Genomic DNA, 25,886 nt, shown 5'->3' with positions numbered 1-25,886 from the left:
GTCCTGTGGGTGGTGGATGTGACACAGCCGACCGCTGAGGGGTGCTTCTGACAATTCATACCGACGTCACAGACACACGCAGAACTCACCTCACACTCAGAACCGATTCGATAGCTGTACGAAGATTCGAGGGTTGGACGCGAACGGCTTACTACGGCTGTCTCAACCCTCCATCTGTAATGGCAGAATGCAACGATCGACTCGTCGAAGATAGCGGTTCTAACCCGAGGGGTAGCTAGTTATGCGCGTTCCGGTCCCCAAGAACAAACTCGTCGCCTTCACGCTCGTCGGTGCACTCCTTACGGCCGGTGTCGTCGGGGCGCTTGTGTTGCCCGGTGGCGGCCTCGCGCAGGCTGGCGAGCAACCTGACTCACCCGGTTCGACGGCGTCGGACGCCGCACAACAGGCCGCTGCGGATGCGCCGACACCGAATCAGGAGTTCACGCCGGCAGTCCAGACCCAGTCCGGCTACGAGAGTGAGGAACACGGGGAGTATGAAGACGACGAGGAGTACGAAGATGCAGATGACGGGGAGTACGAAGATGCAGACGACGAGGAGTATGAAGACGACGAGGAGTACGAAGATGCAGACGACGAGGAGTATGAAGACGACGAGGAGTACGAGGAAGAATACGAAGAGGACGAGTGACCGGAATGATGGGATCGCTCGCCTCGGCGTACGAACGGTTCGGGAACTCACACCGCGAGTTCGAGTGTTGTGATACGACGTTTCGGATTCAGGCGACGGGGATCCGAGCTGAGACTGCGACAACCGCGGCCAGAGAAACGGCTGAATCACTCGAAGGACATCTGAACGCGTTCGATGAGGCGAGTGCCGTCAGCCAGCTCAACCGCGACGGAGAGGTCGCGGACGACCACATCGCGCGTATCGTCCGCCGAGGGCTCGAATACAACGATCGGACCGACGGGGTGTTCGATATTCGTCAAGGCCGCGTCGAACACGACCTCAAAACGTTCCTGTGCGGTGACCGCGACACACCACCAAGAGAGTTCGCGACCGGAACTGTCCGAATCAGCGGATCACACGTAACTACCAACGTCGAAGTTGACCTCAATGGCCTCGCTAAGGGGTACATTGTCGACCAAGCCAGCGAGGCACTCGGCGGTGGTGGTCGACGCGGGTTCGTCAGCGGTGGTGGGGATATGTCTCCACCGACGGGTCCGGTCGCCATTGAGAGCCCGTACGGTAGCGACACGCCGCTGAAGATCCTAGACACGGACTGGTACGTCGCAACATCGGGCGGATACCGACGGTCGCGAAACGGCACTGACCACGTCTACGATCCGACGACCGAATCACTCGGGTCACGTCACGAATCCGTCACCGTCGTGGCGCGCCGAGACTGCATGGAAGCCGACGCCGTAGCGACGACCCTCGCAGCACTCCCGCTTGCCGAGGCACGCGAAGTAGCGTCAGAATGGGAGGGTCTGGAGGCGCTCATCATCCACGATGGCGTTTTTCATACGACAGATGGCTTTGAGACACATGTCTTGGACACATAAGCAACGAATCACCGTCGTGGCGATCGTCGTCTTAGTGGTGGTCGTCCCTGCTCTCTGGCAGATCGGAGACGTGCGTGCCGCCCAAGCGACCGAACAAAAACAAAGCGACCTCGTCGATCAAACCGTTTCGACGCGACAGGCCCCTGCCGATTACGATGGAGATGGCATCACTGACGCTGACGATAGGTGTCCGACACGACCGGAAGCGGCGAACGGGTTCCAAGACGCGGACGGCTGTCCCGACGTCGTCGAAACGACGGGGGCATCGTAATGTCACAGCTCGTTTGGCTCCTCGATCGAGGTGCCGCACTCGTGACGTATCCGGCGTTGTATCTGGCGGTTCTCACGGGCATGTTCTATAACACGGAGTCGTTCGGCGTGCTCCACGAGGCTGCCCGACGTGTCCACATCGAACTGTCCGCATTCGCGATGATCGTCACGCTGCTACACGCGGGGCTCGGTGTACTCGATGCGTGGTTCGTCGTCACCGGACAGGTTCCAGCGCCGGCATACTCGATGCCGTACTTTCTCGGGGGCGTCGCCGTGGGTGCGGGGGCGCTACTTGTGCTCGTCGTCGCGGTGCTGGGCTTTACTGACGCAAAACGCTTCCAGCGCCCCTGGGGCCCGCGCGTCGTCCACTCGTTCGCGTACGTCGGATTCGCCTTCGGGACAATTCACGCAGCCGCAATCGGGACTGATCTGACGGGACTCGTCCGTCCACTGCTGGGCCCCTCGGTGGCGTTTCTCGTGTACGTGCTCCTGTTGCGCCTGCTGGTGCTTCGAAGAGACTCGCCGAACCCGACTTCGGGTTAGTAGCTGTCCCAGAGGCCTAGGATGCGGTCGACAGCCCTGTCTGTAAACGAGCGCCGGTGAACCGTGTAGAGGTATCTGACTCGATCGGGATCGCTGACCTCGTAGACGACGCTCCGGCCGTCCCGCTCTTTCGTGACGAGGTCGGCCTCGGCGAGTGTAGATAGATGCCACGAGACCGTCGATTGCGCCTTGTCGAGCCGGTCGCTGAGTTCGGTCGTCGAGAGCGGACCGTCCGTGAGAAGGTGTGCGAGGATGCGGCGACTGTATTCCCGGCGCAGCGCGTTCATCACTGTTCGATCGGCGTCGTCGAACTCGGCAGCCGGATAGTATCGCGTATACTTGCCGTCGTCCGAGACGTCGATCAGATCCTCGTCGGCGAGCCATCTGAGCTGGTACTGGAGCGTCCCCTGTGCGTACGCAAGATCGTCAAGGAGCGCGCGAAAGTGAATCCCGGGCGTATCGGCTATTCGCTGGTAGATTTCCCGCCGAGAGGCCAATTCGAGATCCGGGTCCGACATTGCTCAGTCCCGGGTCAAAGCGACGAAAAACGCCATGAGGCCACCGAGTATCAGGATTGCACTCCCGTGTTCGACCAGTTCGAGTGTCGCGTACGGGACATACGGGAGCAGCGGATACTCGAGAAACACGATGAGCCCGTAGACTGCGAACATCGCGTACCCGAGCGTAACGATCCACATACGACGAGCACGTTCTCGCCGCCATGCGAGGAAGCTGAGGACACTGAGCCCCGAAGCGAGGACGAAGATGCCTAGGCTGACGTATTGTTCGAGGAGTTGAGCGAGTGGCATGCGTTACTATCTGTACACACGGCCGGTGCGACGTGCTCGTCGACCGAGACACTTCAATTGAGGTAGGTAGCGGGCAAAACGGTTGGCGTTCAACCGTCGAATCCAAATCACGCGTGAAATACCGTGGTGACTGAGCAACCAGCTGTGAACTGCTGAGCAGAAACGGCCGAGACGGATACCTGAGCCGGGGAGTCTCAACGTCGCCACCGAACGGTCACGGTGCCATCGCAGGCCGGCGCGGGGTCGTCACCGCGAGCCGCTCACGCGTCGGCGGCCGGTCCAGTCTCCAACTCGAACTCCCACTCCTCGTACCCGCCGGCCATGCTCGCGACGAGCACGTCCGCTTCGACGCCCTCGTAGCTCTGAATCAGCATCGCGGCCTGCTTCGACGACTGCCCGACGGGGCAGGCACAGACCACGTCCGTGTCGTCCCAGTCGATGTCGGAGATGCGCGACGGGAGATCGCCAAGCGGAACGTTGATCGCGCCGGGGATGTGGCCCCGCTCGTACTGCTCGGGCGAGCGCGTGTCGATGACGCGGATATCGCCCGCCTGGACGCGCTCGTTGACTTCGTCGGGGGTGAGTTCCTCAACCATGATCAGTTCTTCCGCAGGAGGCTCCGGCAGCGACCGTCGCCCGACTTCCACACCGTCGCTGTGGCGTCGTCGCTGACCGCCTTCGAAACGTTCTCGCTGTTCGGAACGCAGTCCGTCTTCTGGACGAGCACGTCGGCCGGAGAGAGCCCGGCGACGGCTTTCTCCGCCTCGACCTGCGGATACGGACACGCCTCGCCGGTCAGGTCCTGTACCTCCGTCGCTCCTTCGAGCAGTGCCTCTGCCGTCTCGTCGTCGAGTTCGTCCGGCGTCTCGACGACGTCGTCCCACGAGGGGTGGCTCATGGGCTCCGATAGGCCGCTCGCCGGTTAACGGGTTACGTGACCGGCAGAGTTCTCCCGTATATCTGACGGTCGATCCGACCGACGTCGCCCGTGACGACTCCCGAGGCCGCCGTTTCCGTCGGATTCTCATCAGGCTGTGACCTACGGGACGTCTGAGCGAGTACGTCGTCGACGACTCCGACCCCGAGATCGAAGCGAGCGACTGCGCCCCGACGCTCGGACCGTTCGACGTTTCCGCGTTTCCCCACGCGATCGGTGAGAGTGATATCACATCTACGAAACGAGAGTGTCAGCGGCGACAGTTCGTAAGTAAACCATTGCGGTGGCGCGTGCCCGTGAGCGGCCGCCGAGGGTGGCCGCGAATGGCACCGCACGAGGGAGTCGCTGGCGGCTGCTGCCGTCAGCGACGAGGTTGGGGAGGCGTGAGGTGCGGTTGCGGTGCTGTGCAGGGAGAGACACAAAGGGGCAGCCGAAGCGTCGCTCACGTCGTTCTGAGCGACTGCCCCTTGGTATAGTGGGCAGCGGCTCGGTGAGAGATACCCAGCCGGCGTACCCGTTTCCGCGTTACCGCTCGCCCCGCACCGCGACCATCTCCTGGTCGAACCCCTCATCGTCGCCGCGCCAGCGCCACGAGCCGACGAACGGGTAACCGTCGAGCGCACAGATGACGTACGAGCGGTCGGGCCACGTCGCCCGCGCCGCGTCCGTCTCGCTCGGGTGCGTCGGCCCCGTCGGATGCGAGTGGTAGAAGCCGACCAGATCGTGGCCGTCGGCTTCGACCGCTTCGATCAGCTCGAGCTGCTCTTCGGGGTCGATGAGGTACCGTATCTCCGGCGTCTCCGCGACGTTCTCCGCCTCGTAGGTCTCGGTGACGACGCTCGGCTCGTCGCCGTCGCCGCGTGTGCCGGCGAGCATGCCGCAGATCTCGGCTGCTCCACCGCTGTACGCGTGATATACGATGTCGTCGTAGACCCCACGCGAGAGTTCGATCATGCACGAGGCGAGGGGCGTCCGCTCAATAAGTCCGTCCCGGCCGGCAAAGGGTGTGTCGCGTCCGCGATAGCGGCAGGCGTTGTCCGGGCCGCCGCTAGCTCGACGCCTGCGGCGGCTCGGCCTGGTCGTACTTCTCTTCGAACTCGCGGATGAGCTGGCCCATCTTCGCGTACCAGTCGTTGAGCATCCGCTGCATCTCGTTCGTGATCTTCTCGGGATCGGTCGGCGAGTAGACGTGGTAGTAGCCGCCCTGATCGTAGTTGATCTGCTCTTTGGTGATGAAGCCGGTCTGTAAGAGCCGCTGGACCGAGCGGTAGGCGGTCGAGCGCTCGCGGTCGACCGCCTCAGCGACGGCGTCGATGGTCATGGGGTCATCGTTCTCGACGAGCACGGAGAAACATTCTCGGTCGAGCGGTTTGAGCCCGTGAAAACACTCCAAGAGCCCCTCACACCGCATGTCGCTCTGGAGCTGTTCGGACAGAGAGTCTGGCATTGTCTTACCATGAGTACGGCGTACGCGCGTAAAAGGCTTGTGTGTGAATAATACAATTGTGCTGCGTTCTGATAACCGGTGTGTCCGGCACACGGGAGACCGGATCGACGCTGATGGGAGACCGCGTCAACGTTGATCGGAGACCGCGTCAACGCGGATCGACGATCGCATGCGCCGCGGGGGAGACGCTACGCGGACCGCGGCGGCGGAACGAGGAACACGTTCCCGGTTGCTCGCGCGACCACCTCCTCTGAGACGCTGCCGAGAAGCAGCCGCCGGAGACGGCTCTGCCCGCGCGATCCGAGGAGGAGGGTACTCGGGTCGTGCGTTTCTTCGGCGGCGAGTATCTCGTCGGCCGGGTCGCCGCGCCTGACCTCGGTTCGGGTGTCGATGTCCCACTCGTCGAGTCGTGTCGCCAGCTCTGACAGCTGTGATTCGGGGTCCTCACCGGCGTCGTCTTTCGGCGACTCGACGTGCACGAGCGTCACTTCGGCGGTCGCGTGCCGGAGGTACTCGAACGCCCGAAACGCGCGCTCGGCGTTCTCGGAGAAGTCGGTGGCGAACAGCGTCCGCTCGAACAGGTGCCGCCGGATCGTGTCGGGATCGTCGACCCCGCGCTCGATCCGATCGACGAGCAGCGGAACGACGGCCGTCCGCGCGAGGTTCCGCGCCGTCGATCCGATGACGCGGTTTTCGAGCGGGCTCTTCCCCCGTGACCCCACCAGGATCAGGTCGGCGGCGACCGAGTCGGCGATCCCGTTTATCCGCCGGTGTGGCGTCCCTCGGACGACGTGCGTCTCGACGGTGAATCCCGCGTCTTCGACCCGCGACTGATAGCGCTGGAGCGCGTTCTTCCGCCGTTCTTGGAACTTCATTCCCGGCATCCCCGAGTGCACGTTCGAGGGAACGACCGTGACGAGGTGGATCCGGTCGACGCCGATCCGAGCGAGACAGTTCAGCCCCGTCTCGGACTCGATCATCGACTCGCTGGCCGTCGAAAGGTCCGTCGCGAGCACCGCCGACTTCCCGCGTGTCGCCGGTCCGTCGAACGCCGAGGCACCGGCGCTCGCTCCGTCTCCCGTCATCGCCGACACCCCCGAGTCCTGGCTGTCGTCGCCCGGTCAGTAATTCTCATACTGTACAATACTCATGGTGTGATAATAAACCCCCCGGTCGGGAGATATAACCACCCCCGGGCCGAACTGCCGTGCCATGAGCGACGAACCGATCGAGGCGGCGATCGAGCAGTTCCTCACCGAGGCCGGGTCCGCGCTGGACGACTACGAGCAGGGATACGCCGACGCCGACGCGACGCTGTCCGTGATCCGGGCCCGGATGGACGAACTGGACCGAGCGATGGACGAGGACAGCGACGGCGACAGCGACAGCGGCTGAAAGAGACACGCGACGGCCCGACCGCGGACGAGGAGAACAGACGGTCACGTCCCGCCTCGATCGGGCTACTCGCCGGCACCGATCAGGTCGCGGACGCGGGCGACGTGTTCGCCGAAGGCCGGATCGTCGCGTTCGCGAGGACGGTCGACGTCGACGTCGACGACCTCACGAACGTGGCCCGGGTCGGCCGCCATCACCACGATCCGATCGGCGAGCGTCACCGCCTCTGCAACGTCGTGAGTGACGAAGAGCACGGTCTTCCCGGTCGACCGCCACACGTCGAGGAGTTCGCGCTGGAGCATCTCTCTGGTCTGTGCGTCGACCGCGCCGAACGGCTCGTCCATCAGCAGAAGCGCCGGGTCGACGGCGAGCGCCCGCGCGATGGCGACGCGCTGTTTCATGCCGCCCGACAGCGACTTCGGGTAGGCGTCGCGGAACTCGTCGAGACCGACGAGTTCGAGCATCGCCGTCACCCGAGCGTCCCTGTCGGCCTCGGGTTGGTCGGTGCGGTCGAGGCCGAACCTGACGTTCTCTTCGACCGTGAGCCACGGGAAGAGGTGGTACTCCTGAAAGACCACGCCCATGTCGGTGGTCGGTCCCGTGACGGGCGTGCCGCCGAGCCGGACCGTCCCGTCGGTGGCCTCGACGAGCCCGGCGATGATCCGGAACAGCGTCGTCTTGCCACACCCGGAGGGGCCGACGAGACAGACGAACTCCCCGCGCTCGACGCCGAAGGAGACGTCGTCGAGCGCGCGGACTGCGGTCTCGCCAGAGCTGGAGCCGGAGCCGCCGTACGTCTTGCCGACGCGATCGATCGCGACCCCTTCGTCGGTCGCGCCGCGGTTTTCCGTCGCCGCGGTCGCGCCGCCGTTTTCCGCCCCTCCGACGCCGTCGGTCGGCACGCCGTCGCCGTTCACGCCTGCCATGCTAACACCCGTCTCTGGGCCGCGCGGAACGCCACGTCGACGACGAGGTACATCAGACTCAATACGAGGATGTACGCGATGGACGTGTCGACGAGCAGGTTGTTGCTCGCCCGGAGTATCTCGCGTCCGATGCCCGGAACGCCGAATATCTCCGCGGCGACGACGAGCATCCAACAGCGACCGAGCCCCGTCCGGATCCCGGTCGTGATCCCCGGGAGCGAGGCGGGGAGGACGACGGACCGGATCATGTCGAGGTCGCCGCGAACCCCGAGCGTTCGTCCCACGTCGAGGAGGTCTTCAGAGACGCCCTCGACGGCACCGTAGGCCGCGTAGAAGTTGATCCAGAACGCGCCCACGGCGATGATGAAGGCGGCACCCGCGTGGTTGAGTCCGAACCACGCTATCGCGAACCCGATAAGCGCGAGCGGCGGCACGGGCCTGAGCGCGCGCACCAGCGGAGCCGTCACGTCGTCGAGGACGCGGCTCCAGCCGAATGCGACGCCGGCTCCCACGCCGAGTCCCGTGCCGACGACCGTTCCCGGAATCCAGTGGCGGACGCTCGAAACCAGCGCCGCGGTCATCGTCCCGGAGGCGAGTTCGACTACGAACGCCTCCGCGACCGCGGCCGGCGACGGCAACACGATCGGCGACGTCGTGAGAGACACGAGGTGCCAGACGACGACGAACCCGACGACGCCCCCAACGCCGCGTCGGAGCCGCCGAGTGTCGCCGAGTCCGAGGTCCGCGCGGAGCCCGGTCGCGCCGCTCACGTCGCCGGCCGCCTCGTCGAACCGTCCGCCGGTGTCAGTCGCCATCAGAGCGAGTCGTAGACGTCGAGGTCGAATATCTGGTCCGTCGAGAGCTGTTCGTCTATCTGCCCGTTTTCGGCCGCGAACTCGGAGAACACCTGCGTCGCGTCGGTGATCGCCGCGGGGTCGGAGATGAAGTTCGACAGCGGCGAGTCGAGCGCGCGTCGCGCCCGGTCCGCGGGCATCCCGATTCCCGCCTCGACGTGCTGAGCGGTCGCGTCGGGATTCTCGTCGATGAACTCGGTCGCGCGCACATGTTGTTCGAGGAACTGCGCGGCGACGGGCGAGTCGCGGACCGCGTCGCTCATCAGCGTGACGGCCGCGGGCTGGCCGGGGAGGATCTCAGCCGCAGTCCGAAGCATCGTGACGGACGACCCCTCCGCCTCCGCGATCGTCGGCACGGGTTCCATGATCGAGGTACCGTCGATCTCGTCGTTGGCGATCGCCTGCCAGACCGCGCTCGCGCCGTTGATCTCGATGATCTCGACGGCGTCGTTCGTCGCCGGGTCGACTCCTGTCTCCTGTAGCCAGTAACGAAGCAACACGTCGGGGACGCTCCCCTGCGGGAACGTGCCGAAACGGAACGGGCGGCCCCGCTCCTCGCGCCACGTCGCGAAGGCGTCCGCTCCCTCCGACTCGAACGTCTCGTGGAACGACGACTCGGCCATGATCCCCATCGGTTCGCGGATGTTCGCCGCGGTCACCTGCGCCGGGATGCCGCGGTCGATGACGATCATCGCGGGCACGATACCGAACATCGCGACGTCGATCTCGCCGCTGCCGAACGCCTGCACGATCGCCGGCCCGTCGGTGAACTCCTCGCCCGTGACGTCGGCGTCGATCTCGGAGACGTACCCCTCGCCTTCCATCACGTACCACTGGAGGTCGGGATAGATCGGCATGTGCGCGACCGTCAGCTCGTCTACGCCACCGCCGCCACCGCCGCCAAGACAGCCGGCGACGCCGACGGTCGCCGCCCCGCCCGCGGCCGCGAGAACGGACCGGCGGGAGGCAGACGCGTGTTCGTACATACCTCTTGTGTGGACCCCGCAGGGAACACCCTCTCGCCACCAGCAACGACCGCGTATTCCAGTGACGCGGGTATCTCGGCGATAGCCCCCGGTGAGACGCTCCAATAGGCGTTTTCAGACCCTTCGTCATCGGGGGCGCGTCGCCGATCCGTGCAATACTTGCTGGTGCGGCGGCGGGTAACCGCCGACTCGCCGTCGTTTATGAGCCCGGCACCCCACGGGACGATATGGTCTCGGAGATATTCGACCCCGACGCGTGGGAACCGGTCACGGACGAGTTCGACGACATCACCTATCACCGGGGTGTCGACGTGCCTGCCGTCCGGATCGCTTTCGACCGCCCCGAGGTCCGCAACGCCTTCCGTCCCGGCACCGTCGACGAGCTGTACGCCGCGCTCGACCACGCCCGCAAGCAGGCCGACGTCGGCTGCGTGCTCCTCACCGGCAACGGCCCCTCCGAGTCGGACGGGGGCTGGGCGTTCTGTTCGGGCGGCGACCAGTCGGTGCGGGGCGGCTCGGGCTACGAGTACCGCGACGACGACGAGGCCGGCGCGGAGGACGACCCGCTCGTCCGCGAAGCGCGCGCCGGTCGGCTTCACATCCTGGAGGTCCAGCGACTGATACGGTTCATGCCGAAGCCCGTGGTCGCCGTCGTTCCAGGCTGGGCGGTCGGCGGCGGTCACTCGCTCCACGTTGTCTGTGATCTCACGCTCGCCAGCGACGAGCACGGGAAGTTCCTCCAGACGGACCCCGACGTGGCCTCCTTCGACGGCGGGTTCGGCTCGGCGTATCTCGCGAAGCAGATCGGCCAGAAGAAGGCTAGAGAGGTGTTTTTCCGCGGCAAGACTTACTCGGCCGAGGAGGCCGCAGAGATGGGCATGGTGAACGAGGCTGTTCCCCACGAAGACCTCGAGAGCGTGGCGCTCGAGTGGGCCGACGAGATGACGACGAAGTCGCCGACCGCGATGCGCATGCTGAAGTACGCGTTCAACATGACCGACGACGGGATGGTCGGCCAGCAGGTGTTCGCCGGCGAGGCGACTCGGCTGGCGTACATGACCGAAGAGGCCCAAGAGGGTCGCGATGCCTTCCTCGAAAAGCGCGAGCCCGCGTTCCGCGAGTACCCGTGGCACTACTGAGCACACTCCGCCGCTGACGCTCGCACGCCGCGTCACCAGCCGCACCCCGCACTCCCGTCACCCGTCGCCCGCAATGCGTCGATACCCGACGCGAGCGAGAAGCGCCGTACCGATCACGAGGAGGGCGACCGAGCGGGCGGTCGCCGCGCCGACCGCGACGTCGACGACCCCCCACAGTACGAGCCCGAGGGACACGAGGACACGGAACCGGTCGGTCCGGAACCCCTCGGCGACGACGCCCCAGACCACGAGCGCGGCGATGTAGAGACTGACGACTACGTCGCCGGCCGCGGCGGCTCCCTGCGTACCGAGGCGGGCGGAGCCGCTCGCCGCCGAAAGCACCGCGAGCAGGACCACCGCTCCGGCGACGGCGAGCCGACCGTAGCGTCCGATTCGGGCGTCGACCACGAGCGACTATTCGCGTCCGGAGCCATAAACCGTCCGCGACAGGATCGTTCCGGGTCGCCGCGTGTGATAGGGTCGCCGCGCGTAACGGGGCCGCCAGCGCGTGACGGGGTCGCCCCCACCGACAGCGTTTTTCGGTGCCGCCGCAGATGTCGCCCGTGAACGTTCGGGGACCGATCTGCTCCGTCGGCGAGGCGCGGGCGGTGTCGACGTCGTACGGCGAGCGCGACCTCCGCGAGGTTCGGATCCGGCCCGACCGCGGCGCGGGCGACCCGGTCGACGTGACGCTGTGGGGAAAGTGGACGGAGACGGCCGAGCACGCCGAGACGGGGATGGAGCTTCTCGTCACCGACGCCGAGGAGGACGACTTCGGCGGCGAGACGGGCTACGCGACGACGGGCGATTCGTGGGTCGTGCTCGAACCCGACTTCCTCGTCGACGTGACCGGGATCCGCTCGTGGGTACAGTGCCCCCGCATGTATTACTTAAACAAGCTCTCCGGGATCCCGCTCAACTACCCGGTCGTCAAGGGGACGATCGTCCACGAGGTGTTCGGCGACCTGCTTCGCGGAATGGACCTCGACGACTCGGTGACGGAGCGCGTCGCCGAGGCCGGTCTCGAACTCGGCCTGCTGGGGTACGAGCCCGCGGAGGTCGAAGACGAGGTGCGCCGGAACGCCGCCGCGATCGAGGGGTGGCTCGCGCAGGGAACTCTCGGCGACGAGGACACGTGGCGGTCGGAGTTCACGCTCATCTCGCCGACGTTCGGGTTGAAGGGACGGGCCGACGCGCTCCGACGCGGGACCCCGGTCGAGCTGAAGACCGGGAAAAACACCAACCGAGAGCCGCGGTTCCACGATAAGGTCCAGGCGGCCTGTTACGCGCTCATGCTGGAGGAGCGCGGCGTCGACCCCGACATCGGTACCCTGCTGTACACGAAAAACACCGCCTTAGAGCGCAGCGAGGAGAGCGGCGACCTCGCGCCGGCGAAGGAGTTCACGGTCGGGCGCGGGTTCCTGGAGTTCGTCGTCCGCGAGCGGAACGCGCTCGCCGCGATGGAGTGGCGCGCGCTCAACGACCCCGGCGAGCGGCCCACGGTCCCGACGGGCTACGAGGCGGACGCGAACTGCAGTTACTGCTTCGAACAGGACGCCTGCATGGTCGTCTCCGGCCGCCTCGATCAGGAGTCGAAGGCCGGCCAGATCGGCACGCCCGTGCCCGACGAGGAGCGCGACTACTTCGACCGCTTCTACACAGCGCTCGAAGAGGAGCGCCGCGAGACCCACGCCGAGTACCGGAAGCTCTGGGAGCAATCCCCCGAAGAGCGGGCCGCGGACGACCGCGCGCTGATCGACCTCGACCCCGTCTCGCAGACTGAGATCGACGACGCCCGGTGGGCGCTGCGCGCCCGGAAGCCTGACGACGCCGTCTCGAAGCTCCGCGAGGGCGACGTGGCGCTCGCGAGCGACGGCGACCCCGTGGCCGGCCACGCCGAACTCGGCCGGATCGTCGAACTGGGCGACGAGATAACAGTCGAGACCGACGAGCCGGTCGACCTCCGGCGGCTCGACGTGTACCCCTCCGAAATCTCCGTCGACCGCTCGCTCACCGCGCTCCACGACGCGGTCTTGAAGGGGACCGAGCGGCGCAAGGACGTGATCTTCGGCCGGCGCGATCCCGCGTTCCGCGGCCCCGAAGCGCGCCCCCCGGGCCGCCCCGGTACCGCCGACCCGGACGCGCCGGACGCCTACATCGACAACAACGACGCCCAGAACGAGGCGGTCGCGCTCGCGGTCGACGCCGAGGATCTGGCGCTGATCCACGGGCCGCCCGGCACCGGGAAGACGTACACCATCGCCCGCACGATCCGCGCGCTGGTCGCGGCGGGGAACCGCGTGCTGCTCGCGGCGTTCACCAACCGGGCGGTCGACAACGCCCTCGAAGCGCTCCGCGATCAGGGATTCGACGAGGTGTGCAGAGTAGGCACGAAGACCGGCGTCCGCGGCGACATGCAGGACGTCCGGCTGGTCCAGCGCGGCGATCCGAACGAGACGGCGGCCGAGCTGCGTGACGCGCCCGTCGTCGCCGCCACCACCGCGACCTGCGGCTCCCGCGTCGTGCGCGAGTGCGAGTTCGACGTGGCCGTCGTCGACGAGGCCTCACAGCTTACGGAGCCCGGCACGCACGCCGCGATCACCCTCGCCGACCGGTTTGTCCTCGTGGGCGACCACGAACAGCTCCCGCCGGTCGTCCGCGCGGAGAACGACCTGCAGACCTCGCTTTTCGAGCGCCTCATCGAGACGTATCCCGACGCGAGCGTCATGCTCACCCGCCAGTACCGGATGAGCCAGCGCATCCAGGCGTTCGCCTCCACTGAGTTCTACGACGGCGCGCTCCGTCCGGCGACGCCCGAGGTGGCCGCACAGACGCTCGCGGACCTCGGCGTCGACCCCGACGCGCTCGCTCCGGAGCTGACCGGCGGCGTGAGCTTCGTCGATCCCGACGGCGAGCGCGACGGCAACCGGAACGTCCGGGAGGCCGAACGCGTCGCGGGGATCGTCGACGCCTACGTCGCCGCCGGCGTCGACCCGGACGACATCGGCGTGATCGCGCCGTTCCGCGCGCAGGTCGCGGAGATCGGCCGCCGGACCGCGGTCACCGTCGACACCGTCGACCGGTTTCAGGGCTCCTCGAAGGAAGTCATTGTCCTCTCGCTCGTCGCGAGCGGCGGCCTCGATGGGCCGATCTTCGAGGACCACCGCCGGGTGAACGTCGCGCTCACCCGCGCGAAAAAACAGCTCACGATCGTCGGCGACGCGGACGCGCTCGCCTCGGACCCCTTCTACGCCCGGCTGCTCGACTGGGCGCGGCGGTGAGGCGGGCGCGCGGGTCGACCTACAGCCCGTCGACCGCCGCGAGCGCCGCCTCGACGTCTGGGACGTCGAACCACGCCGTCTCCGTGTAGGCGTTCGTTCCGGCCGCGTACATCGTCGAGACCGCGTCGACGACCTCGGCGGGAAGCGGGTCGGGCGACTCCTCGCAGATCTCGCGCCAGTCGTCGATGTCTCGGTCCGCGATCGCGGCTTTCGCCTCTTTTACAGCGGCGACCCATTCGGGATCGTTCGCCTTGTACCACTGGCGGACGACCTCCTTCGAGACCCCCCGTCCGTCGTACGAGAAGCGGTTCTCGTCGAACGTGCCGACCACGTCCGCGACGCGGAGCGCTCCGTCGGCGTACAGACACTCGATTTTCCCGTCCTCGTGGACGAAGCCGGCCGCCTCGGCGCGCTCGGTGACGACGCGGTTCACGTCGCGCGCGAGCGACTCCAGCGCCTCGATATCGGCCGCGCCGGCGATCCGGTCGGCCTCCGCCCGGGTCAGGTAGCGGTCCTGCTCCTCGTACTTCGTCGAGAACTCCACCACGGGCTTCGGCAGGTCGACGGGTTCGTCCGGCCACTCGCCGTCCGGGCCCGCGAGCGCGTCGAGTCCGAACTCGCTCGGCTCCGTTCGCGTCCGGAGGCTGGAGCCGACCGGGACGCGGTTCCGGAACACCACTTCGAGCGGGACGAGGTAGTTGTCGCCGCCGGCCGCGTGGAAGGCGTCGTAGTCGTAGCCCGCCTGCGGCCCCTCGTAGGGGAGGTCCGGAACCTGCGTCAGTTCAATCGCCATCTGCGTCGGCGGCGCGGTCGCCTCCGCGAGCGGGACGGCCGCCGGCTCGGCGTCTCCGTCGCCGTCCGGGACGCCCTCGGATCCCCCGGCTCCGTCCGGGTCGACGACCCCTCGGTAGTGCGTCTCGATCCCGTCGTCTTCCAGCAGTTCGAAGTTGCACGCGCCCATCGTACAGAGGCTCGCTCCCTTGTGCGGAATCGCGTCGGGCATCTGCCCCCAGTCGAACACCGAGTACGCGTCCGTGAAGACGAACCGGCCTCGCCCGGTGGCGTCGGCGGTCGCGGACTCGTCGACGCGGAACTCCTTGACGCTCGTCATACGTCACCCGGCGACCGCCTCCCCCATGAATCTTTCATTTACGTGGTCACCTCTGGATGTCGATTCACCGAACGATCCACGACCATGCATCTACTCGCGAGAGATTCGTGCGCGTCTGCGATCGCCTCATCGACGCCGCTCGCGACACCGCGCCCCCGGCGCGACCGCATCGAAAGGACCACACCCGTCGCCGCGCACGCTCCGGTATGCACGAGGCGCGCGAGGTCGTCGTCCTCCGGTACGGCCACCGGCCGGGACGCGACGACCGCATGACGACGCATGTGGGGCTCACAGCCCGGGCGCTCGGCGCGGACCGGGTCGTCTTCCCGGACAACGCCGGGCAGTCGGCGGAGACGGTGCGAGACATCACGGACCGGTTCGGCGGACCGTTCGACGTCGAACTCCGCGCAGACCAGACGGCGATCGTCCGCGACTTCGAGGGGGTCGTCGTCCACCTCACCATGTACGGCGAGCGCGTCCAAGACGTTGAACGTGAGGTCCGCGAGGCGGTCGGACTCGGCGCTGCGGGAGAGGCGGGGGCGCCGCGGGACCTCCTCGTCGTCGTCGGGGGCGAGAAGGTCCCGTGGGCGCTCTACGAGCGCGCGGACTACAACGTGGGCGTGACGAATCAGCCGCACTCCGAGGTCGCCGGGCTCGCCGTCTTCCTCGACAGGCTGTTCGAAGGGGCGGAACTGGAGCGCGAGTGGACCGGCGCAGACCGCCGAGTCCTCCCCGAAGCGACCGGGAAGACGGTGGTCGACGCGACCGAGACCGACGCCGAACGCGGCGACGGCGGATCTGACGGTCTGGACGACTCGGACGACGCCCGCACTGTCGAGTGACCGCACGCCCTCCTCGCGGTCGAAGGCCGCGTCATCCATCCGCGTCCGGCGGTCATGTTTTCACATTACCGCGAGAGTGTCATACTAATGCACAACTCTTAGTGACCGTAGATTCACTAATAAAGAGAGATGGGCTCCGACTCGGAGGTGTCGAGTGACTCACACGACACCGATAGAGCGGCGCACGCCGACACGGAGCCCGAAACCGACCGGTCGACGAACGCCGATGCGGCCTCCCGTTCCCGGGGCATCCGCTCGCGCGCGGCGACCGGCGATCGCGACCGCTCAGCGCCCGCAGCCGACCCCACGCGCGTCCTGTTGCTCATGTGTCCCGGCCGTGACCGCGACCTCGTCGCCGACGCGCTCGACGGGCGGTACCGCGTCGACACCGCGACCGCGGCGGACACTGAAGCGCTCGACCGCGCGTTCGACTGCTGCGTGCTCGACGAGGCGGCCTTCGACCGCGTCGCCGACGCGATCTCGACGAAGCGGGCGGCCGCCGGTTCCGTCTTCGTGCCGTTCGCGCTCGTCGTGAGCGAGCGGTCCGGCACCGCCCCGGCCGACGCGTGGAACCGCGTTGACGACGTGATCGAACTCCCGGTGAAACGGCGCATGCTCGTCGCGCGGATCGACAACCTGATACAGCGACGGACCACCTCTCGTCGGCTCGCAGAGACCGTCAACGACCTTCGGCTGAAAGAGCAGGCGATGGACGAGTCGCCGATCGGCATCACCCTCGCGCTGGCGACGGAAGAGGGAGAGAACCCGCTCGTGTACTGCAACGAGGGGTTCGAGTCGCTCACCGGCTACGGCCCGGAGATGCTCGGAAAAGACTGCCGGTTCCTGCAGGGCGACGACACCGCAGACGAGACGCGCGCGAGGCTGCGGCGGGCGATAGACGCCGAGCGACCGATCGCCGTCGACATCCTGAACTACCGCGCGAACGACCAGAAGTTCTGGAACCGGCTCACCGTTTCGCCGATCCGCGACGAGACGGGGACGGTGACACACTACGTGGGGTTTCAGTCGGACATTACGGATCGGAAGATCCGGGAGCGCCGCCTGGAGGTGATGGGCCGCGTGTTAAATCACAACCTCCGGAACAAGATGAACCTCATCGAGGGGTACGCCGACCTCCTGCGGGCGGACATCGACGACGAGTCACACCGCCGCTCTCTCGACGTCATCACTGAGACTTCGGCCGACCTGATGGGGATCGCTCGCGCGGTACAGAAGATAGACGAGACCCTCGCGGATACCGACCCGACGCAGGTTGCGTTACACGAGCGGCTGATCGAACTCCGGAACCGAATTCACAGCCGCTACCCCGAGGTGGCGATCGAGGTGTCGTTGCCCGACGACGACCCGATCACTGTGACCGTCGTCGGCCTGTTCACCGCGATCGAGGAGGGCGCGGTGAACGCCGTCAAACACAACGACACGCCGTCGCCGTGGGTGGCGATACGCGTCGAGCGGCTGTCGCGGGGCTGGATCCGGGTCGAGATCGAAGACGACGGCCCGGGGATTCCGGACCACGAGACGCAGGTCCTCGAACGGGGGGAGACCTCGCTCACTCACGCCGACCGGCTCGGGATCTGGCTGATGTACTGGGTCGTGACTCGGGCGGGCGGGAAGTTCACGGTGACCACGGGGGAGACGGGGACGCTGCTCCGGCTCGAGGTCCCCGCACACCCCTGAACGGAGCGGCTTCGGTCAGAGCGCCCGCTTCGAGCGGAGCCGGGCGAGCCTGATCCGGGCTTCCTGTCGACTCGTTCCTCGAACGCGGCCAGTCTCGCCGTCGGCCATCGAGACGAACGAGAGCCGATCGAGGAGCGGCGGCCAGTCGGCCGCGCCCGCGGCGTCGCTGGCGAAGGCGACGGCGTTCCCGAGTCCGGTCCGCTCGTCTCCCCCGCCGCGTGCCACCGCGGCGTCCGCGTCGCGGCGTCCGCCCGCAACGGTGAGTCTGTCGCCGACGGCGGCGGGGACCCACGCGGGAGAGAGCAGCGCCCAGCACAGCACGCCGGCAACCGTGTACGCCCACGCCGGAACTCGATCGCGGTCGGGTTCGTACCCGTGGATCCGGTTGACTCGGCGGTCGCCGGCCGTCCGTTCGCCGCGGCGGCCGACGAGGAGCGTCGCGAGCAGCGCGACCGTCTCGACGACGGCCACGGCGGGGAGGACGGCGGTGACGACCAGGGGATCGCGGGTCCGGAGCCGAACGAGCGCGTGCCTGAGCGCCGCGTCGCGGTCGGCCTCCGGCAGCGAGAGCAGCCGCGTGGAGACGACGAGCCGAGAGCCGCGGTAGCCGTCCGTGACGGCGACGTTCGCGGCCTCGGCCCGGACGACGGTGACCGCCGGGGCGTCGACTCCGACATCGTCTGCGAGCGTCGACACCCGGTCGGCGACGAAGTTCGCGGGGCGGTCGTCGAGGTCCGCCTCCGGGAGTCCCGCGATCCAGCGGTCGACGAGGAGCGGGCCGCCGAGCGCGGACCCGCCGAGGCCGACGACGACGGCCGCGAGGAGCCCGCCGGCGGCACCCGGTCCGGCCAGACCGAGGCCGCCGGGTCCGAGCACGGCGGCGAGCGGGACGAGCGGCAGCGCGACGAGCACCACGGGGACGGAGAGGTACGCGAGCGCGCCGACCGCCCGGCGGCCGCGTCGGTCGCCCGTTCCGTCGTCGCCCGGAGCCATACGCATGAATGGTGACACAGCCGACCTAAAGCTTTGCCGGAGCCGTCGGGGTATCTCGGCCCGTATCGGTCAGATCCCGCCGCGTCGACGACCGTGAATCGGAGGCGTGCCGCCCGAGACCGCGGGACTGCGAGGACGGTCTCGCCGGCGGATCGTGGGGCTTTCGGAGGTTTTAATCCCGTTCCGCCACCAGTTCGCCGTAATGGCTTTTGAGGATCTACTGAACGACCCCGTCATCCAAAAGTACCTCCACGAGTTGGTGGGGCCGACGGGGATGCCGGTCGCGGCCGCGCCGCCCGATGGCGAGGTCACCGATGAGGAGTTGGCCGAGGAGTTGGGGCTCGAACTCAACGACGTCCGCCGCGCGCTTTTCATCCTGTACGAGAACGACCTCGCGACCTACCGTCGGGTGCGCGACGAGGACTCCGGCTGGCTCACGTACCTGTGGACGTTCCACTACGACAACATCCCGGAGAACCTCCAAGAGGAGATGTACCGGCTGCTCGACGCCCTAGAAGAGCGCGAAGAGTACGAGCGCACCCACGAGTTCTACCTCTGTGAGGTGTGTTCGATTCGGTTCGAGTTCGGCGAGGCGATGGACTTCGGCTTCGAGTGTCCGGAGTGCGGTTCCCCGCTCGAATCGATGGACAACGACCGGCTCCGCGAGGCGATGAGTCGGCGTCTCGAGGAGCTCCGCGAGGAACTCAACGTGGATGTGACCGGCTGATGGTCGTCCTCGCAACCAAGTGTTACGTGGAGGGTGACGCCCGCGACCGCGCGCTCGACGGCATGGGCTCGCTCGTGGCGAACGATGTCGGAGACCTCCACGTCGACTGGCAGGTCGGCGTCCGCGACGACGGCTTCGTGCAGGTCGACGTGACCGGCGACGACGCCGAGGTCGCCCGCAACGTCCTCGCGGAGACGTGGGGCGAAATCGTCGCACACGACGCCGGCCTCGTCCCCGGCGAGACGTACGTCGGGACCCTCGAATCGTGGGACGACGACGGGTTCGTGCTCGACGCGGGCGAGGACGTGCTCGTTCCCGCCGACGGGCTCGGCCTCGGGGTCGGATCGCCGGAGCAGGTCGTCGAGCGGTTCGGGCTGGTCCAGCACCTTCCCATGACGTTCGTCTACGGCGGGGACGCGGGCGACGCGGACGCGGATCCGAGCCGCCTCGCCGACAGCGAGCGCGATCGGCTGTACGACTGGCAGCGTGAGAACGGTCGCGTGAACGTCAATTCGGCGACCCGCGGCGAGGTGCGCGCGACGGTGAACCGCGCGGGCCACGCCCAAGACATCGTCACGGTCGAGCGGCTCGGCCTCTTAGAACAGAGCATCGTCTGTACCGAGAACACGGACCCGCCGGGACTGTTGGCCGCGATCGGCTCGTACCTCCCGGCGGAGATGCGGTGTGTCGTCTGAGGTGATCTGACCCCGTGAACCGACGCTTCGCCCTCGCGGTCGCCGTCGTCGCGCTCCTCGCCGTCAGCGCCGGCTGTCTCACCTACGTCAACGACGGCGGCGACGTCGCGAACGCGACCCTCGATTCCGATCCGCCGCGCGAGTACGACTTCGCGACGGACCGTGACGCCGCGTTTACCCTCTCGACGGGAACGCAGTACACGGCCGTCTACGACGTCTCCGGCGTGGAGGAGCTGCGCCTGTACCGCCAGACGCCGTACGCGGGCGACCAGCCGCTGGAGTTCGAGGCGTTCCGCTATCGGACGACCGACGGCGAGGTGCTGAACGGCACCGAGTTCCGCGCCCGCGGTGGCGAGGTCGAGCGGACGCCGGACGAGACGTGGATCCGGTTCGGTGACGGGCTGGCCGACGGACAGGTGGCGTTTTCGGCGACTGGGTCGCCGCGGCGGTTCACCACGCTCACCTACGTCGAGGGGTCGTACGCCGTGACGCTGCCGCCCGGGTTCAGCACCGAGTTCCCGGTCGTCGGCCACGTCTCTCCCCGGGGGTACGACGTCGAGACGGTCGGCGACCGCGACCGCATCGTCTGGGAGGACGTGACGAGCGGCTCCGTCGTTGTGCAGTCGTACCGCGAGACAGATCTTCTCGTCTTCGGCGTCATCCTCGCCGTCGCGATCCTCGCCGCGATCGTCGGGACGGTCTACTTCCGCCGACAGCTCGAAGCCCTCCGCGAGCGACGGCGGGAGATGGGACTCGGCGTGTACGAGGACGACGAGTAACGCGTCACCGCGAGCGCCGACTGCACCGGCCGCCGCCTCCCGTGGTGGCCCTCGCCGGCCGCGTCCTTTTCTATCCCGCCCGCCTTGTGCGGGTATGAACGCTGCAATCGTCACCGTCGGGGACGAGCTCCTCGTCGGCGACACCGAGAACACGAACGCGACGTGGCTCTGTGACCGGCTCGACGCCCGCGGGGTGCGGGTCCGCCGCGTGACCGTCGTCCCGGACGAGGTCGGCGAGATCGCGAGAGTCGTCAACGAGTATCACGCCGAGTACGACGCCGTGATCGTCACCGGCGGCCTCGGACCGACCCACGACGACGTGACGATGGACGCCGTCGCGGCCGCCTTCGGCCGCGATCTGGAGGCGAACGACCGGGCTGCCGGGTGGCTCGCCGAAGAGGGATACAGCGCCGACGACCTCGCGGCGGAGACGACGCACCTCCCCGCCGATTGTCGGCCGCTCGAAAACGAGGCGGGCGTCGCGCCCGGCGCGGTCGTCGAGTCCGTGTACGTGCTTCCGGGCGTTCCCCGGGAGATGAAGGCGATGTTCGAGTCCGTCGCCGACGAGTTCGAGGGGACGCCGACGCACACGACCGTCGTCGACGTCGACGAACCGGAGAGCGCGCTGTTGGAGCGGTTCGCGGCGCTCGAAGCGCAGTTCGACGTGAGCGTCGGGTCGTATCCCGGCGAGAGCGTGCGCGTGAAGATCACGGCCGCGAACGCGGACGAGGCCGAGCGCGCCGCCGAGTGGATCCGGACGCGGTCGACGCTGGTCGACTCGGCGTGAGGGGGAGGCGGCCGCGATCGGTCGGACGCGGAGCGCGATACCTGCTTCGCGCGGGCGTCGCCGGCGGCCTACCGGAAGAGGTACACGAGCCACGCGGCGGTGACGACGAGACTCGCGACGAGCACGGCGGTCGCGGTCGCGTCGATCGGCAGCGGTTCGGTCACGGCGGCTTCGAGTAGCATGGATCGGGGTTGTTCTGGGGGCGTCTTAAGTATTGATCTTCGTCCGTCGCGCCCCGACTGCGACCCGGTGGAGACGCCCCGGCCGACGCGCCTCGTTTAAGTTCTCGCCGGCGAAGTGTCGGATATGCACGTCGGATTCGTGATGAACCCGATCGCCGGGATGGGCGGTCGCGTCGGGCTCAAAGGCACCGACGGGAAGGTCGCCGAGGCGGTCGAGCGCGGGGCGACGCCGCGCGCGCCGGACCGCGCACGGCGGGCGCTGACGCGGTTGGCCGAGGTTGCCCCCGAGGCGCGCGTTTCGACCGCGGCCGACCCGATGGGAGAGCGGTTGGTCCGCGAGGCCGGCTTCGACCCCGTGCGCGTCGTGGATCCGTTCGAGTGCGACGCCCCGGAGCCGACCGAGACGAGCGCGGACCACACGGCTCGCGTCGTGCGGGCGTTCGCCGGCCTCGAACGCGAGACCGGACCCGGCACCGACACCGCCGACGAAGACGCGGGCGACGCGCCCGTCGACCTCGTCGTCTTCGTCGGCGGCGACGGCACCGCGACGGACGTGGCGACCGCACTGGAGGGGACCGATGTGCCGATACTCGGTGTCCCGGCCGGGGTGAAGGTGTACTCGTCGGTGTTCGCGGTCTCGCCGGAGGACGCCGCGGAGGTCGCGGCGACGTTTTCGCGGACGGAGCGCCGCGAGGTGATGGACATCGACGAGGACGCCTACCGCGAGGGCGAGGTCCACCCGGAGCTGCGGGCGGTCGCGTCCGTCCCCGTCGCCGACGACCTCCAGTCGTCGAAACAGACCGCGAGCGGGACCGTCGAGTCGCTGGCCGAGGGCGTCGCCGACGACATCCGGACGCGCGACGGCGAGGGCGTCACCTTCGTGCTCGGACCGGGGTCGACCGTCGGCGCGATCAAAGCCGAGCTGGGGTTCGAGCCGTCGCCGATCGGCGTCGACGTGTGGCGCGACGGCGACGTCGTCGCCCGCGATGCAACCGAGTCCGAGATCCTCGCCGCGCTCGGCGAGGAGAACGTGATCGTGGTCTCGCCGATCGGCGGGCAGGGGTTCGTCTTCGGACGAGGAAACCCACAGCTGTCGCCAGCCGTCATCGAGCGCTGTGAGGTGCAGATCGTCGCCTCTCGGTCGAAGCTCGACGACGTGCGCGCGCTCCGCGTCGACACCGACGACCCGGACCTCGACGCCGCGCTGGCCGGGTGGGTCCGGGTTCGGGTCGGGAAGTTCGAGACGCGGATGATGAAGATCGCCTGAGGCGTCCACGAGACGCGCGAACCTGTTCGTTTAACCCACCGTGGATCGTGATCGACGTATATGGTCGAGGTTCTGCTTCTCGTCGGATTGGTGGTCGCGGCGTTCGTCGGGTACAACATCGGCGGAGCGACGACGGGGCCGGCGTTCGGGCCGGCAGTCGGCGCAAACGTGATCTCGAAGGCCGGCGCGGCCGCGTTAATGTCGGTGTTCTTCTTCGTCGGTGCTGGGACGCTCGGACAGCGCGTCGTGACGACGCTCGGCGAAGATCTCGTGACGGGCGCGAACGTCTTCACGCTGGAGACGAGCATTGTCGTCCTGTTTTTCATCGGCGGCGCGCTGTTCATCGGGAACTTCGCCGGCGTCCCGGCGTCGACGTCGATGACGGCGGTCGGAGCGATCGCCGGGCTCGGGCTGGCGACCGGGACGCTTGATCTGGCGGTGATGGGCGAGATCGCGATCTGGTGGATCGTCGCCCCGATCATCGGATTTTGGGTCTCCGGCGTCGTCGGCCGGTACTTCTACCCGGCGATAGACAAGTGGGTCGCGATCGAGAGCACCGAGGGCGCGCTGTTCGAGTTCGACCGCTCCGGCGCGGTTCCGCGGCCCGTCCCCGGGCCGAACACGACTCGGCGCGAACTCGTCGGCGGCGCGGTCGTCATCGCCATCGGCTGTCTCATGGCCTTCTCCTCGGGCACGTCGAACATCGCGAACGCCATCGCGCCGCTCGTCGCGCTCGACGGCGTCGAGATGGAGCCGATGATCCTCCTCGGGAGCGTCGCGGTCGCGGTCGGCGCGTTCACGATCGCCCGGCGGACGCTCGACACGCTCGGAAACGACATCACAGACCTGCCCCTGACCGCGGCGATCGTCGTCGCCTGCGTCTCTTCCGGGATCGTCATCACCCTCTCTGCAGTCGGAATCCCGGCGTCGTTCGTGATCATCGCGACGATGTCGATCGTCGGACTCGGTTGGGGGCGCGCGACGCGGACCGTCACCGTCCGACAGGGGATACGCGGCGAGAAGGAACCGACGGTCTCCGTTGGCGCGCTCGCCGCAGACGAGACGACCGAAATCGGTGAGGGCGATCCGTCGAACATCCCCTCCGCGGCGGATCTCTTCAACCCCACCACGAGCGCCCGCGTCGTCCTGATGCAGAACGTCGTGCCGCTCCTCTCGACGGTCGGCGCGCTCGTGACGTTCACGCTGCTCTTCCGGTTCGTCTGGTAGCCGCGTCGGACGCCGAGGAACGCGCGCGTCGCATCGGAGCCGCCGACTCTCGGTTCGGGCCTACCGACCGAACCGCCGCTGTCGATTCTGGTAATCGAGGACCGCCCGGAGGTAGTCGCGCCGCCTGAAGTCACGCCAGTTCACGTCGGTGAAATACAGCTCCGCGTACACCGATTGCCAGATCGCGAAGTCGGAGAGCCGCTCCGCGCCCGTTTTGATGACGAGATCGGGCTCTTCGGGGAACACGAGCCGGTCCGAGACGTCGTCGGCGTCGATCTCCTCCGGGTCCACGGTGCCGTCGGCGACGTCCCGTGCCAGCTCTCGGACCGCGCCCGCGAACTCGGCTTTTCCTCCGAGTCCCACCGTCACGCGGATCGGGGCGTCTTCGGCGTCCGAACGCGGTGCGTCCGAGCCGTCGCGGTCGGCGTCCGCCGGCCCCCGAACGACGAGGGGCTCGGGGGTGTCGAGCCGGCGAAGCTCGCGCGTGAGCGCGGGGACGACGGCCTCGTCGAGGACGGAGACGGAGACGGTGACACGCGCCGCGCCGTATTCGAACGCCCACCGGAGCGCGTCGGCGAGGGTGTCGAACGCGCCGTCGGCGAGGAGATCGCGCTCGGTGATGACGACCGCGACGTGTGAGGGGGGGTCGCCGTCGTGGAGGCGGTGACGGAGCGCGAGGTAGCTGTCGTACAGTCCCACGTCGAACCGATCCCGTCGGTCGGGTATAAATCGTCGGCGTCCGACGCCGACGCGGGCACTTGACGGTGCGGCGACGCGGACGCCCGACAGCGCGGCGATCGCACGGAGCGGGCGTGCCGCGCGGACGACGAGGGGTTTAATTCGCCGTCGCTCGTAGCGTGCGCGATGGCAGATAGCTATCGCGGCGTGTTCGGCGCGATCCCCTACGCGATCCGGCACACCGAGTCGTGGACCATGCGACTGTACGGCGTCGTCGGGGCGCTGTCGGCCGGGTTCATCGCGCTTGTCGTCACGCTCGGACTCGTCGTCTGGATGGGCGAGACCGTCGGCGTCGAGAGCGGGACGTTCCTGTTCACGCGGTCGCTGTTCGTGGTCGCCGGCTTCGCAGCGGTCGCGCCGCTCCTCGCTCCGCTGCTTTTCGTCGCGCGCCGACACCGGCGGGGCGATCCGGTCCGCGACGACTACGACCGGAAGCTCGCGTACGGCGGGTTCTGCTTTCTGGCCTCGCTGTACGTCGGGATGATAATCTCCGCGCCGGCCGACCTGCGCGAGCCGACGGAGTCGGTCGTGTTGGGCGCGCTCTACGCGCTGCCGCGACCGGCGGCGGTCGTCCCGCCGGTCGCGGCCGCCGCCCTCGTGTTCGCACTCCACTTCCGACTCCGCGTCGCCGGGGACTCGGCGGCCGACGACGCCAGCGAGACCGACTCCGCCGCGGAGTAGCACCCGCCCCGCCGTCGCGGCTCGAAACCCCGAAGGGTCTCGGCGCCG

The 25,886-nt window shown here is 68.0% G+C and carries 30 protein-coding genes; 16 read left to right on the top strand and 14 right to left on the bottom strand.

The features are described 5' to 3' along the window. Positions 1–241: 241 nt before the first annotated feature. The 4 genes from EP28_RS07520 to EP28_RS07505 are packed head-to-tail and all read left to right on the top strand — an operon-like array spanning position 242 to position 2,337. On the top strand, positions 242–649 hold the full coding sequence (locus tag EP28_RS07520) for a hypothetical protein (protein WP_049983368.1): 408 nt from the start codon (positions 242–244) through the stop codon (positions 647–649). 5 nt (positions 650–654) lie between these two features. Continuing rightward, complete coding sequence (locus EP28_RS07515) at positions 655–1,524, top strand: FAD:protein FMN transferase (protein WP_049983636.1); 870 nt, start codon at positions 655–657, stop codon at positions 1,522–1,524. Beyond that, positions 1,508–1,795, top strand: a complete 288-nt coding sequence (locus EP28_RS07510) for a hypothetical protein (RefSeq protein ID WP_049983367.1) — start codon at positions 1,508–1,510, stop codon at positions 1,793–1,795. Before EP28_RS07515 ends, EP28_RS07510 begins: the two co-directional genes overlap by 17 nt. Next, positions 1,795–2,337, top strand: a complete 543-nt coding sequence (locus EP28_RS07505; RefSeq protein ID WP_049983366.1) for a hypothetical protein — start codon at positions 1,795–1,797, stop codon at positions 2,335–2,337. Before EP28_RS07510 ends, EP28_RS07505 begins: the two co-directional genes overlap by 1 nt. On the opposite strand, the gene EP28_RS07500 is transcribed toward EP28_RS07505, so the two are convergent. From EP28_RS07500 to EP28_RS07465, 7 genes are all read right to left on the bottom strand, one after another. Continuing rightward, positions 2,334–2,855 carry a winged helix-turn-helix transcriptional regulator gene (locus EP28_RS07500; RefSeq protein WP_049983365.1) on the bottom strand — a complete coding sequence of 174 codons (522 nt, stop codon included), beginning with the start codon at positions 2,853–2,855 and terminating at the stop codon, positions 2,334–2,336. The genes EP28_RS07505 and EP28_RS07500 overlap by 4 nt on opposite strands. Before the next feature lie 3 nt (positions 2,856–2,858). Continuing rightward, positions 2,859–3,035, bottom strand: coding sequence for a hypothetical protein (locus EP28_RS14550; RefSeq protein ID WP_230455270.1), 177 nt, complete (start codon positions 3,033–3,035; stop codon positions 2,859–2,861). Positions 3,036–3,406: 371 nt separating this feature from the next. Further along, on the bottom strand, positions 3,407–3,742 hold the full coding sequence (locus tag EP28_RS07490) for a rhodanese-like domain-containing protein (RefSeq protein WP_049983363.1): 336 nt from the start codon (positions 3,740–3,742) through the stop codon (positions 3,407–3,409). A 2-nt stretch (positions 3,743–3,744) separates the two neighbouring features. After that, a complete protein-coding gene (locus tag EP28_RS07485; protein ID WP_049983362.1) occupies positions 3,745–4,044 on the bottom strand; it encodes a sulfurtransferase TusA family protein in 300 nt (99 codons plus the stop codon). Positions 4,045–4,608: 564 nt separating this feature from the next. Next, positions 4,609–5,037 (bottom strand): desampylase, encoded by a 429-nt coding sequence (locus EP28_RS07475; RefSeq protein ID WP_049983360.1) that lies wholly within the window; start codon positions 5,035–5,037, stop codon positions 4,609–4,611. Between the two features lie 94 nt (positions 5,038–5,131). Further along, positions 5,132–5,530, bottom strand: a complete 399-nt coding sequence (locus tag EP28_RS07470; RefSeq protein ID WP_049983359.1) for a helix-turn-helix domain-containing protein — start codon at positions 5,528–5,530, stop codon at positions 5,132–5,134. Positions 5,531–5,718: 188 nt separating this feature from the next. Continuing rightward, positions 5,719–6,615: a universal stress protein gene (locus EP28_RS07465; RefSeq protein WP_080506096.1), complete on the bottom strand. Its 897-nt coding sequence runs from the start codon at positions 6,613–6,615 to the stop codon at positions 5,719–5,721. Positions 6,616–6,742: 127 nt separating this feature from the next. On the opposite strand from EP28_RS07465, the gene EP28_RS07460 reads away from it, so the two are divergent. Beyond that, positions 6,743–6,925 carry a hypothetical protein gene (locus tag EP28_RS07460; RefSeq protein ID WP_049983358.1) on the top strand — a complete coding sequence of 61 codons (183 nt, stop codon included), beginning with the start codon at positions 6,743–6,745 and terminating at the stop codon, positions 6,923–6,925. A 65-nt stretch (positions 6,926–6,990) separates the two neighbouring features. On the opposite strand, the gene EP28_RS07455 is transcribed toward EP28_RS07460, so the two are convergent. The 3 genes from EP28_RS07455 to EP28_RS07445 are packed head-to-tail and all read right to left on the bottom strand — an operon-like array spanning position 6,991 to position 9,691. Next, complete coding sequence (locus EP28_RS07455; protein ID WP_049983357.1) at positions 6,991–7,851, bottom strand: ABC transporter ATP-binding protein; 861 nt, start codon at positions 7,849–7,851, stop codon at positions 6,991–6,993. Further along, the gene (locus EP28_RS07450; protein ID WP_049983356.1) at positions 7,839–8,666 is read right to left on the bottom strand and encodes an ABC transporter permease; all 828 of its coding nucleotides are present in this window, start codon (positions 8,664–8,666) and stop codon (positions 7,839–7,841) included. The genes EP28_RS07455 and EP28_RS07450 overlap by 13 nt, the downstream gene beginning before the upstream one ends. Then, the gene (locus EP28_RS07445; protein ID WP_049983355.1) at positions 8,666–9,691 is read right to left on the bottom strand and encodes an ABC transporter substrate-binding protein; all 1,026 of its coding nucleotides are present in this window, start codon (positions 9,689–9,691) and stop codon (positions 8,666–8,668) included. Before EP28_RS07445 ends, EP28_RS07450 begins: the two co-directional genes overlap by 1 nt. A 227-nt stretch (positions 9,692–9,918) precedes the next feature. Between EP28_RS07445 and EP28_RS07440 the strand changes: the two genes are divergently transcribed. Further along, complete coding sequence (locus EP28_RS07440) at positions 9,919–10,830, top strand: 1,4-dihydroxy-2-naphthoyl-CoA synthase (RefSeq protein ID WP_049983354.1); 912 nt, start codon at positions 9,919–9,921, stop codon at positions 10,828–10,830. Positions 10,831–10,887: 57 nt separating this feature from the next. Here the strand turns inward: EP28_RS07440 and EP28_RS07435 are convergent, their stop codons facing one another. Next, entirely contained in the window at positions 10,888–11,238 is a 351-nt protein-coding gene (locus EP28_RS07435; protein WP_049983353.1) for a hypothetical protein, read from the bottom strand. A 155-nt stretch (positions 11,239–11,393) separates the two neighbouring features. On the opposite strand from EP28_RS07435, the gene EP28_RS07430 reads away from it, so the two are divergent. After that, positions 11,394–14,111: an AAA domain-containing protein gene (locus EP28_RS07430; RefSeq protein WP_049983634.1), complete on the top strand. Its 2,718-nt coding sequence runs from the start codon at positions 11,394–11,396 to the stop codon at positions 14,109–14,111. Between the two features lie 19 nt (positions 14,112–14,130). On the opposite strand, the gene EP28_RS07425 is transcribed toward EP28_RS07430, so the two are convergent. Then, entirely contained in the window at positions 14,131–15,222 is a 1,092-nt protein-coding gene (locus EP28_RS07425; protein WP_049983352.1) for a phosphoribosylaminoimidazolesuccinocarboxamide synthase, read from the bottom strand. Between the two features lie 206 nt (positions 15,223–15,428). Here EP28_RS07425 and EP28_RS07420 point away from each other — a divergent pair, with 206 nt between their 5' ends. Next, positions 15,429–16,064: a tRNA (cytidine(56)-2'-O)-methyltransferase gene (locus tag EP28_RS07420; protein WP_049983633.1), complete on the top strand. Its 636-nt coding sequence runs from the start codon at positions 15,429–15,431 to the stop codon at positions 16,062–16,064. Between the two features lie 129 nt (positions 16,065–16,193). Next, positions 16,194–17,762, top strand: coding sequence for a PAS domain-containing protein (locus tag EP28_RS07415; RefSeq protein WP_080506083.1), 1,569 nt, complete (start codon positions 16,194–16,196; stop codon positions 17,760–17,762). A gap of 15 nt (positions 17,763–17,777) precedes the next feature. On the opposite strand, the gene EP28_RS07410 is transcribed toward EP28_RS07415, so the two are convergent. Then, positions 17,778–18,755 carry a hypothetical protein gene (locus EP28_RS07410; RefSeq protein ID WP_049983351.1) on the bottom strand — a complete coding sequence of 326 codons (978 nt, stop codon included), beginning with the start codon at positions 18,753–18,755 and terminating at the stop codon, positions 17,778–17,780. A gap of 202 nt (positions 18,756–18,957) precedes the next feature. Here EP28_RS07410 and EP28_RS07405 point away from each other — a divergent pair, with 202 nt between their 5' ends. From EP28_RS07405 to EP28_RS07380, 6 genes are all read left to right on the top strand, one after another. Further along, positions 18,958–19,482, top strand: a complete 525-nt coding sequence (locus EP28_RS07405) for a transcription factor (RefSeq protein WP_049983350.1) — start codon at positions 18,958–18,960, stop codon at positions 19,480–19,482. Next, a complete protein-coding gene (locus EP28_RS07400) occupies positions 19,482–20,177 on the top strand; it encodes a DUF2110 family protein (RefSeq protein ID WP_049983349.1) in 696 nt (231 codons plus the stop codon). The genes EP28_RS07405 and EP28_RS07400 overlap by 1 nt, the downstream gene beginning before the upstream one ends. A gap of 14 nt (positions 20,178–20,191) precedes the next feature. Next, on the top strand, positions 20,192–20,956 hold the full coding sequence (locus tag EP28_RS07395) for a DUF5803 family protein (protein ID WP_049983348.1): 765 nt from the start codon (positions 20,192–20,194) through the stop codon (positions 20,954–20,956). A gap of 94 nt (positions 20,957–21,050) precedes the next feature. Continuing rightward, positions 21,051–21,743 carry a competence/damage-inducible protein A gene (locus tag EP28_RS07390; protein WP_049983347.1) on the top strand — a complete coding sequence of 231 codons (693 nt, stop codon included), beginning with the start codon at positions 21,051–21,053 and terminating at the stop codon, positions 21,741–21,743. A gap of 306 nt (positions 21,744–22,049) precedes the next feature. Next, positions 22,050–23,192, top strand: a complete 1,143-nt coding sequence (locus tag EP28_RS07385) for an ATP-NAD kinase family protein (protein ID WP_049983346.1) — start codon at positions 22,050–22,052, stop codon at positions 23,190–23,192. 60 nt (positions 23,193–23,252) lie between these two features. Continuing rightward, on the top strand, positions 23,253–24,419 hold the full coding sequence (locus tag EP28_RS07380; protein WP_049983345.1) for an inorganic phosphate transporter: 1,167 nt from the start codon (positions 23,253–23,255) through the stop codon (positions 24,417–24,419). Between the two features lie 60 nt (positions 24,420–24,479). On the opposite strand, the gene EP28_RS07375 is transcribed toward EP28_RS07380, so the two are convergent. Next, positions 24,480–25,118, bottom strand: coding sequence for an undecaprenyl diphosphate synthase family protein (locus tag EP28_RS07375; protein WP_049983344.1), 639 nt, complete (start codon positions 25,116–25,118; stop codon positions 24,480–24,482). A gap of 165 nt (positions 25,119–25,283) precedes the next feature. On the opposite strand from EP28_RS07375, the gene EP28_RS07370 reads away from it, so the two are divergent. After that, the gene (locus tag EP28_RS07370; RefSeq protein WP_049983343.1) at positions 25,284–25,838 is read left to right on the top strand and encodes a DUF8056 family protein; all 555 of its coding nucleotides are present in this window, start codon (positions 25,284–25,286) and stop codon (positions 25,836–25,838) included. Positions 25,839–25,886: the final 48 nt, after the last annotated feature.

The organism is Halorubrum sp. BV1 (genome assembly GCF_000746205.1).
Lineage (GTDB): Archaea > Halobacteriota > Halobacteria > Halobacteriales > Haloferacaceae > Halorubrum.
This window is presented reverse-complemented; position numbering and strand designations above follow the sequence as displayed.

Coding starts and splice junctions, on each gene's coding strand:
- EP28_RS07520 (WP_049983368.1), top strand. CDS start 242: ATGCGCGTTCCGGTCCCCAAGAACAAACTCGTCGCCTTCACGCTCGTC.
- EP28_RS07515 (WP_049983636.1), top strand. CDS start 655: ATGATGGGATCGCTCGCCTCGGCGTACGAACGGTTCGGGAACTCACAC.
- EP28_RS07510 (WP_049983367.1), top strand. CDS start 1,508: ATGTCTTGGACACATAAGCAACGAATCACCGTCGTGGCGATCGTCGTC.
- EP28_RS07505 (WP_049983366.1), top strand. CDS start 1,795: ATGTCACAGCTCGTTTGGCTCCTCGATCGAGGTGCCGCACTCGTGACG.
- EP28_RS07500 (WP_049983365.1), bottom strand. CDS start 2,855: ATGTCGGACCCGGATCTCGAATTGGCCTCTCGGCGGGAAATCTACCAG.
- EP28_RS14550 (WP_230455270.1), bottom strand. CDS start 3,035: ATGTGGATCGTTACGCTCGGGTACGCGATGTTCGCAGTCTACGGGCTC.
- EP28_RS07490 (WP_049983363.1), bottom strand. CDS start 3,742: ATGGTTGAGGAACTCACCCCCGACGAAGTCAACGAGCGCGTCCAGGCG.
- EP28_RS07485 (WP_049983362.1), bottom strand. CDS start 4,044: ATGAGCCACCCCTCGTGGGACGACGTCGTCGAGACGCCGGACGAACTC.
- EP28_RS07475 (WP_049983360.1), bottom strand. CDS start 5,037: ATGATCGAACTCTCGCGTGGGGTCTACGACGACATCGTATATCACGCG.
- EP28_RS07470 (WP_049983359.1), bottom strand. CDS start 5,530: ATGCCAGACTCTCTGTCCGAACAGCTCCAGAGCGACATGCGGTGTGAG.
- EP28_RS07465 (WP_080506096.1), bottom strand. CDS start 6,615: ATGACGGGAGACGGAGCGAGCGCCGGTGCCTCGGCGTTCGACGGACCG.
- EP28_RS07460 (WP_049983358.1), top strand. CDS start 6,743: ATGAGCGACGAACCGATCGAGGCGGCGATCGAGCAGTTCCTCACCGAG.
- EP28_RS07455 (WP_049983357.1), bottom strand. CDS start 7,851: ATGGCAGGCGTGAACGGCGACGGCGTGCCGACCGACGGCGTCGGAGGG.
- EP28_RS07450 (WP_049983356.1), bottom strand. CDS start 8,666: ATGGCGACTGACACCGGCGGACGGTTCGACGAGGCGGCCGGCGACGTG.
- EP28_RS07445 (WP_049983355.1), bottom strand. CDS start 9,691: ATGTACGAACACGCGTCTGCCTCCCGCCGGTCCGTTCTCGCGGCCGCG.
- EP28_RS07440 (WP_049983354.1), top strand. CDS start 9,919: ATGGTCTCGGAGATATTCGACCCCGACGCGTGGGAACCGGTCACGGAC.
- EP28_RS07425 (WP_049983352.1), bottom strand. CDS start 15,222: ATGACGAGCGTCAAGGAGTTCCGCGTCGACGAGTCCGCGACCGCCGAC.
- EP28_RS07420 (WP_049983633.1), top strand. CDS start 15,429: ATGCACGAGGCGCGCGAGGTCGTCGTCCTCCGGTACGGCCACCGGCCG.
- EP28_RS07415 (WP_080506083.1), top strand. CDS start 16,194: ATGGGCTCCGACTCGGAGGTGTCGAGTGACTCACACGACACCGATAGA.
- EP28_RS07410 (WP_049983351.1), bottom strand. CDS start 18,755: ATGGCTCCGGGCGACGACGGAACGGGCGACCGACGCGGCCGCCGGGCG.
- EP28_RS07405 (WP_049983350.1), top strand. CDS start 18,958: ATGGCTTTTGAGGATCTACTGAACGACCCCGTCATCCAAAAGTACCTC.
- EP28_RS07400 (WP_049983349.1), top strand. CDS start 19,482: ATGGTCGTCCTCGCAACCAAGTGTTACGTGGAGGGTGACGCCCGCGAC.
- EP28_RS07390 (WP_049983347.1), top strand. CDS start 21,051: ATGAACGCTGCAATCGTCACCGTCGGGGACGAGCTCCTCGTCGGCGAC.
- EP28_RS07385 (WP_049983346.1), top strand. CDS start 22,050: ATGCACGTCGGATTCGTGATGAACCCGATCGCCGGGATGGGCGGTCGC.
- EP28_RS07380 (WP_049983345.1), top strand. CDS start 23,253: ATGGTCGAGGTTCTGCTTCTCGTCGGATTGGTGGTCGCGGCGTTCGTC.
- EP28_RS07370 (WP_049983343.1), top strand. CDS start 25,284: ATGGCAGATAGCTATCGCGGCGTGTTCGGCGCGATCCCCTACGCGATC.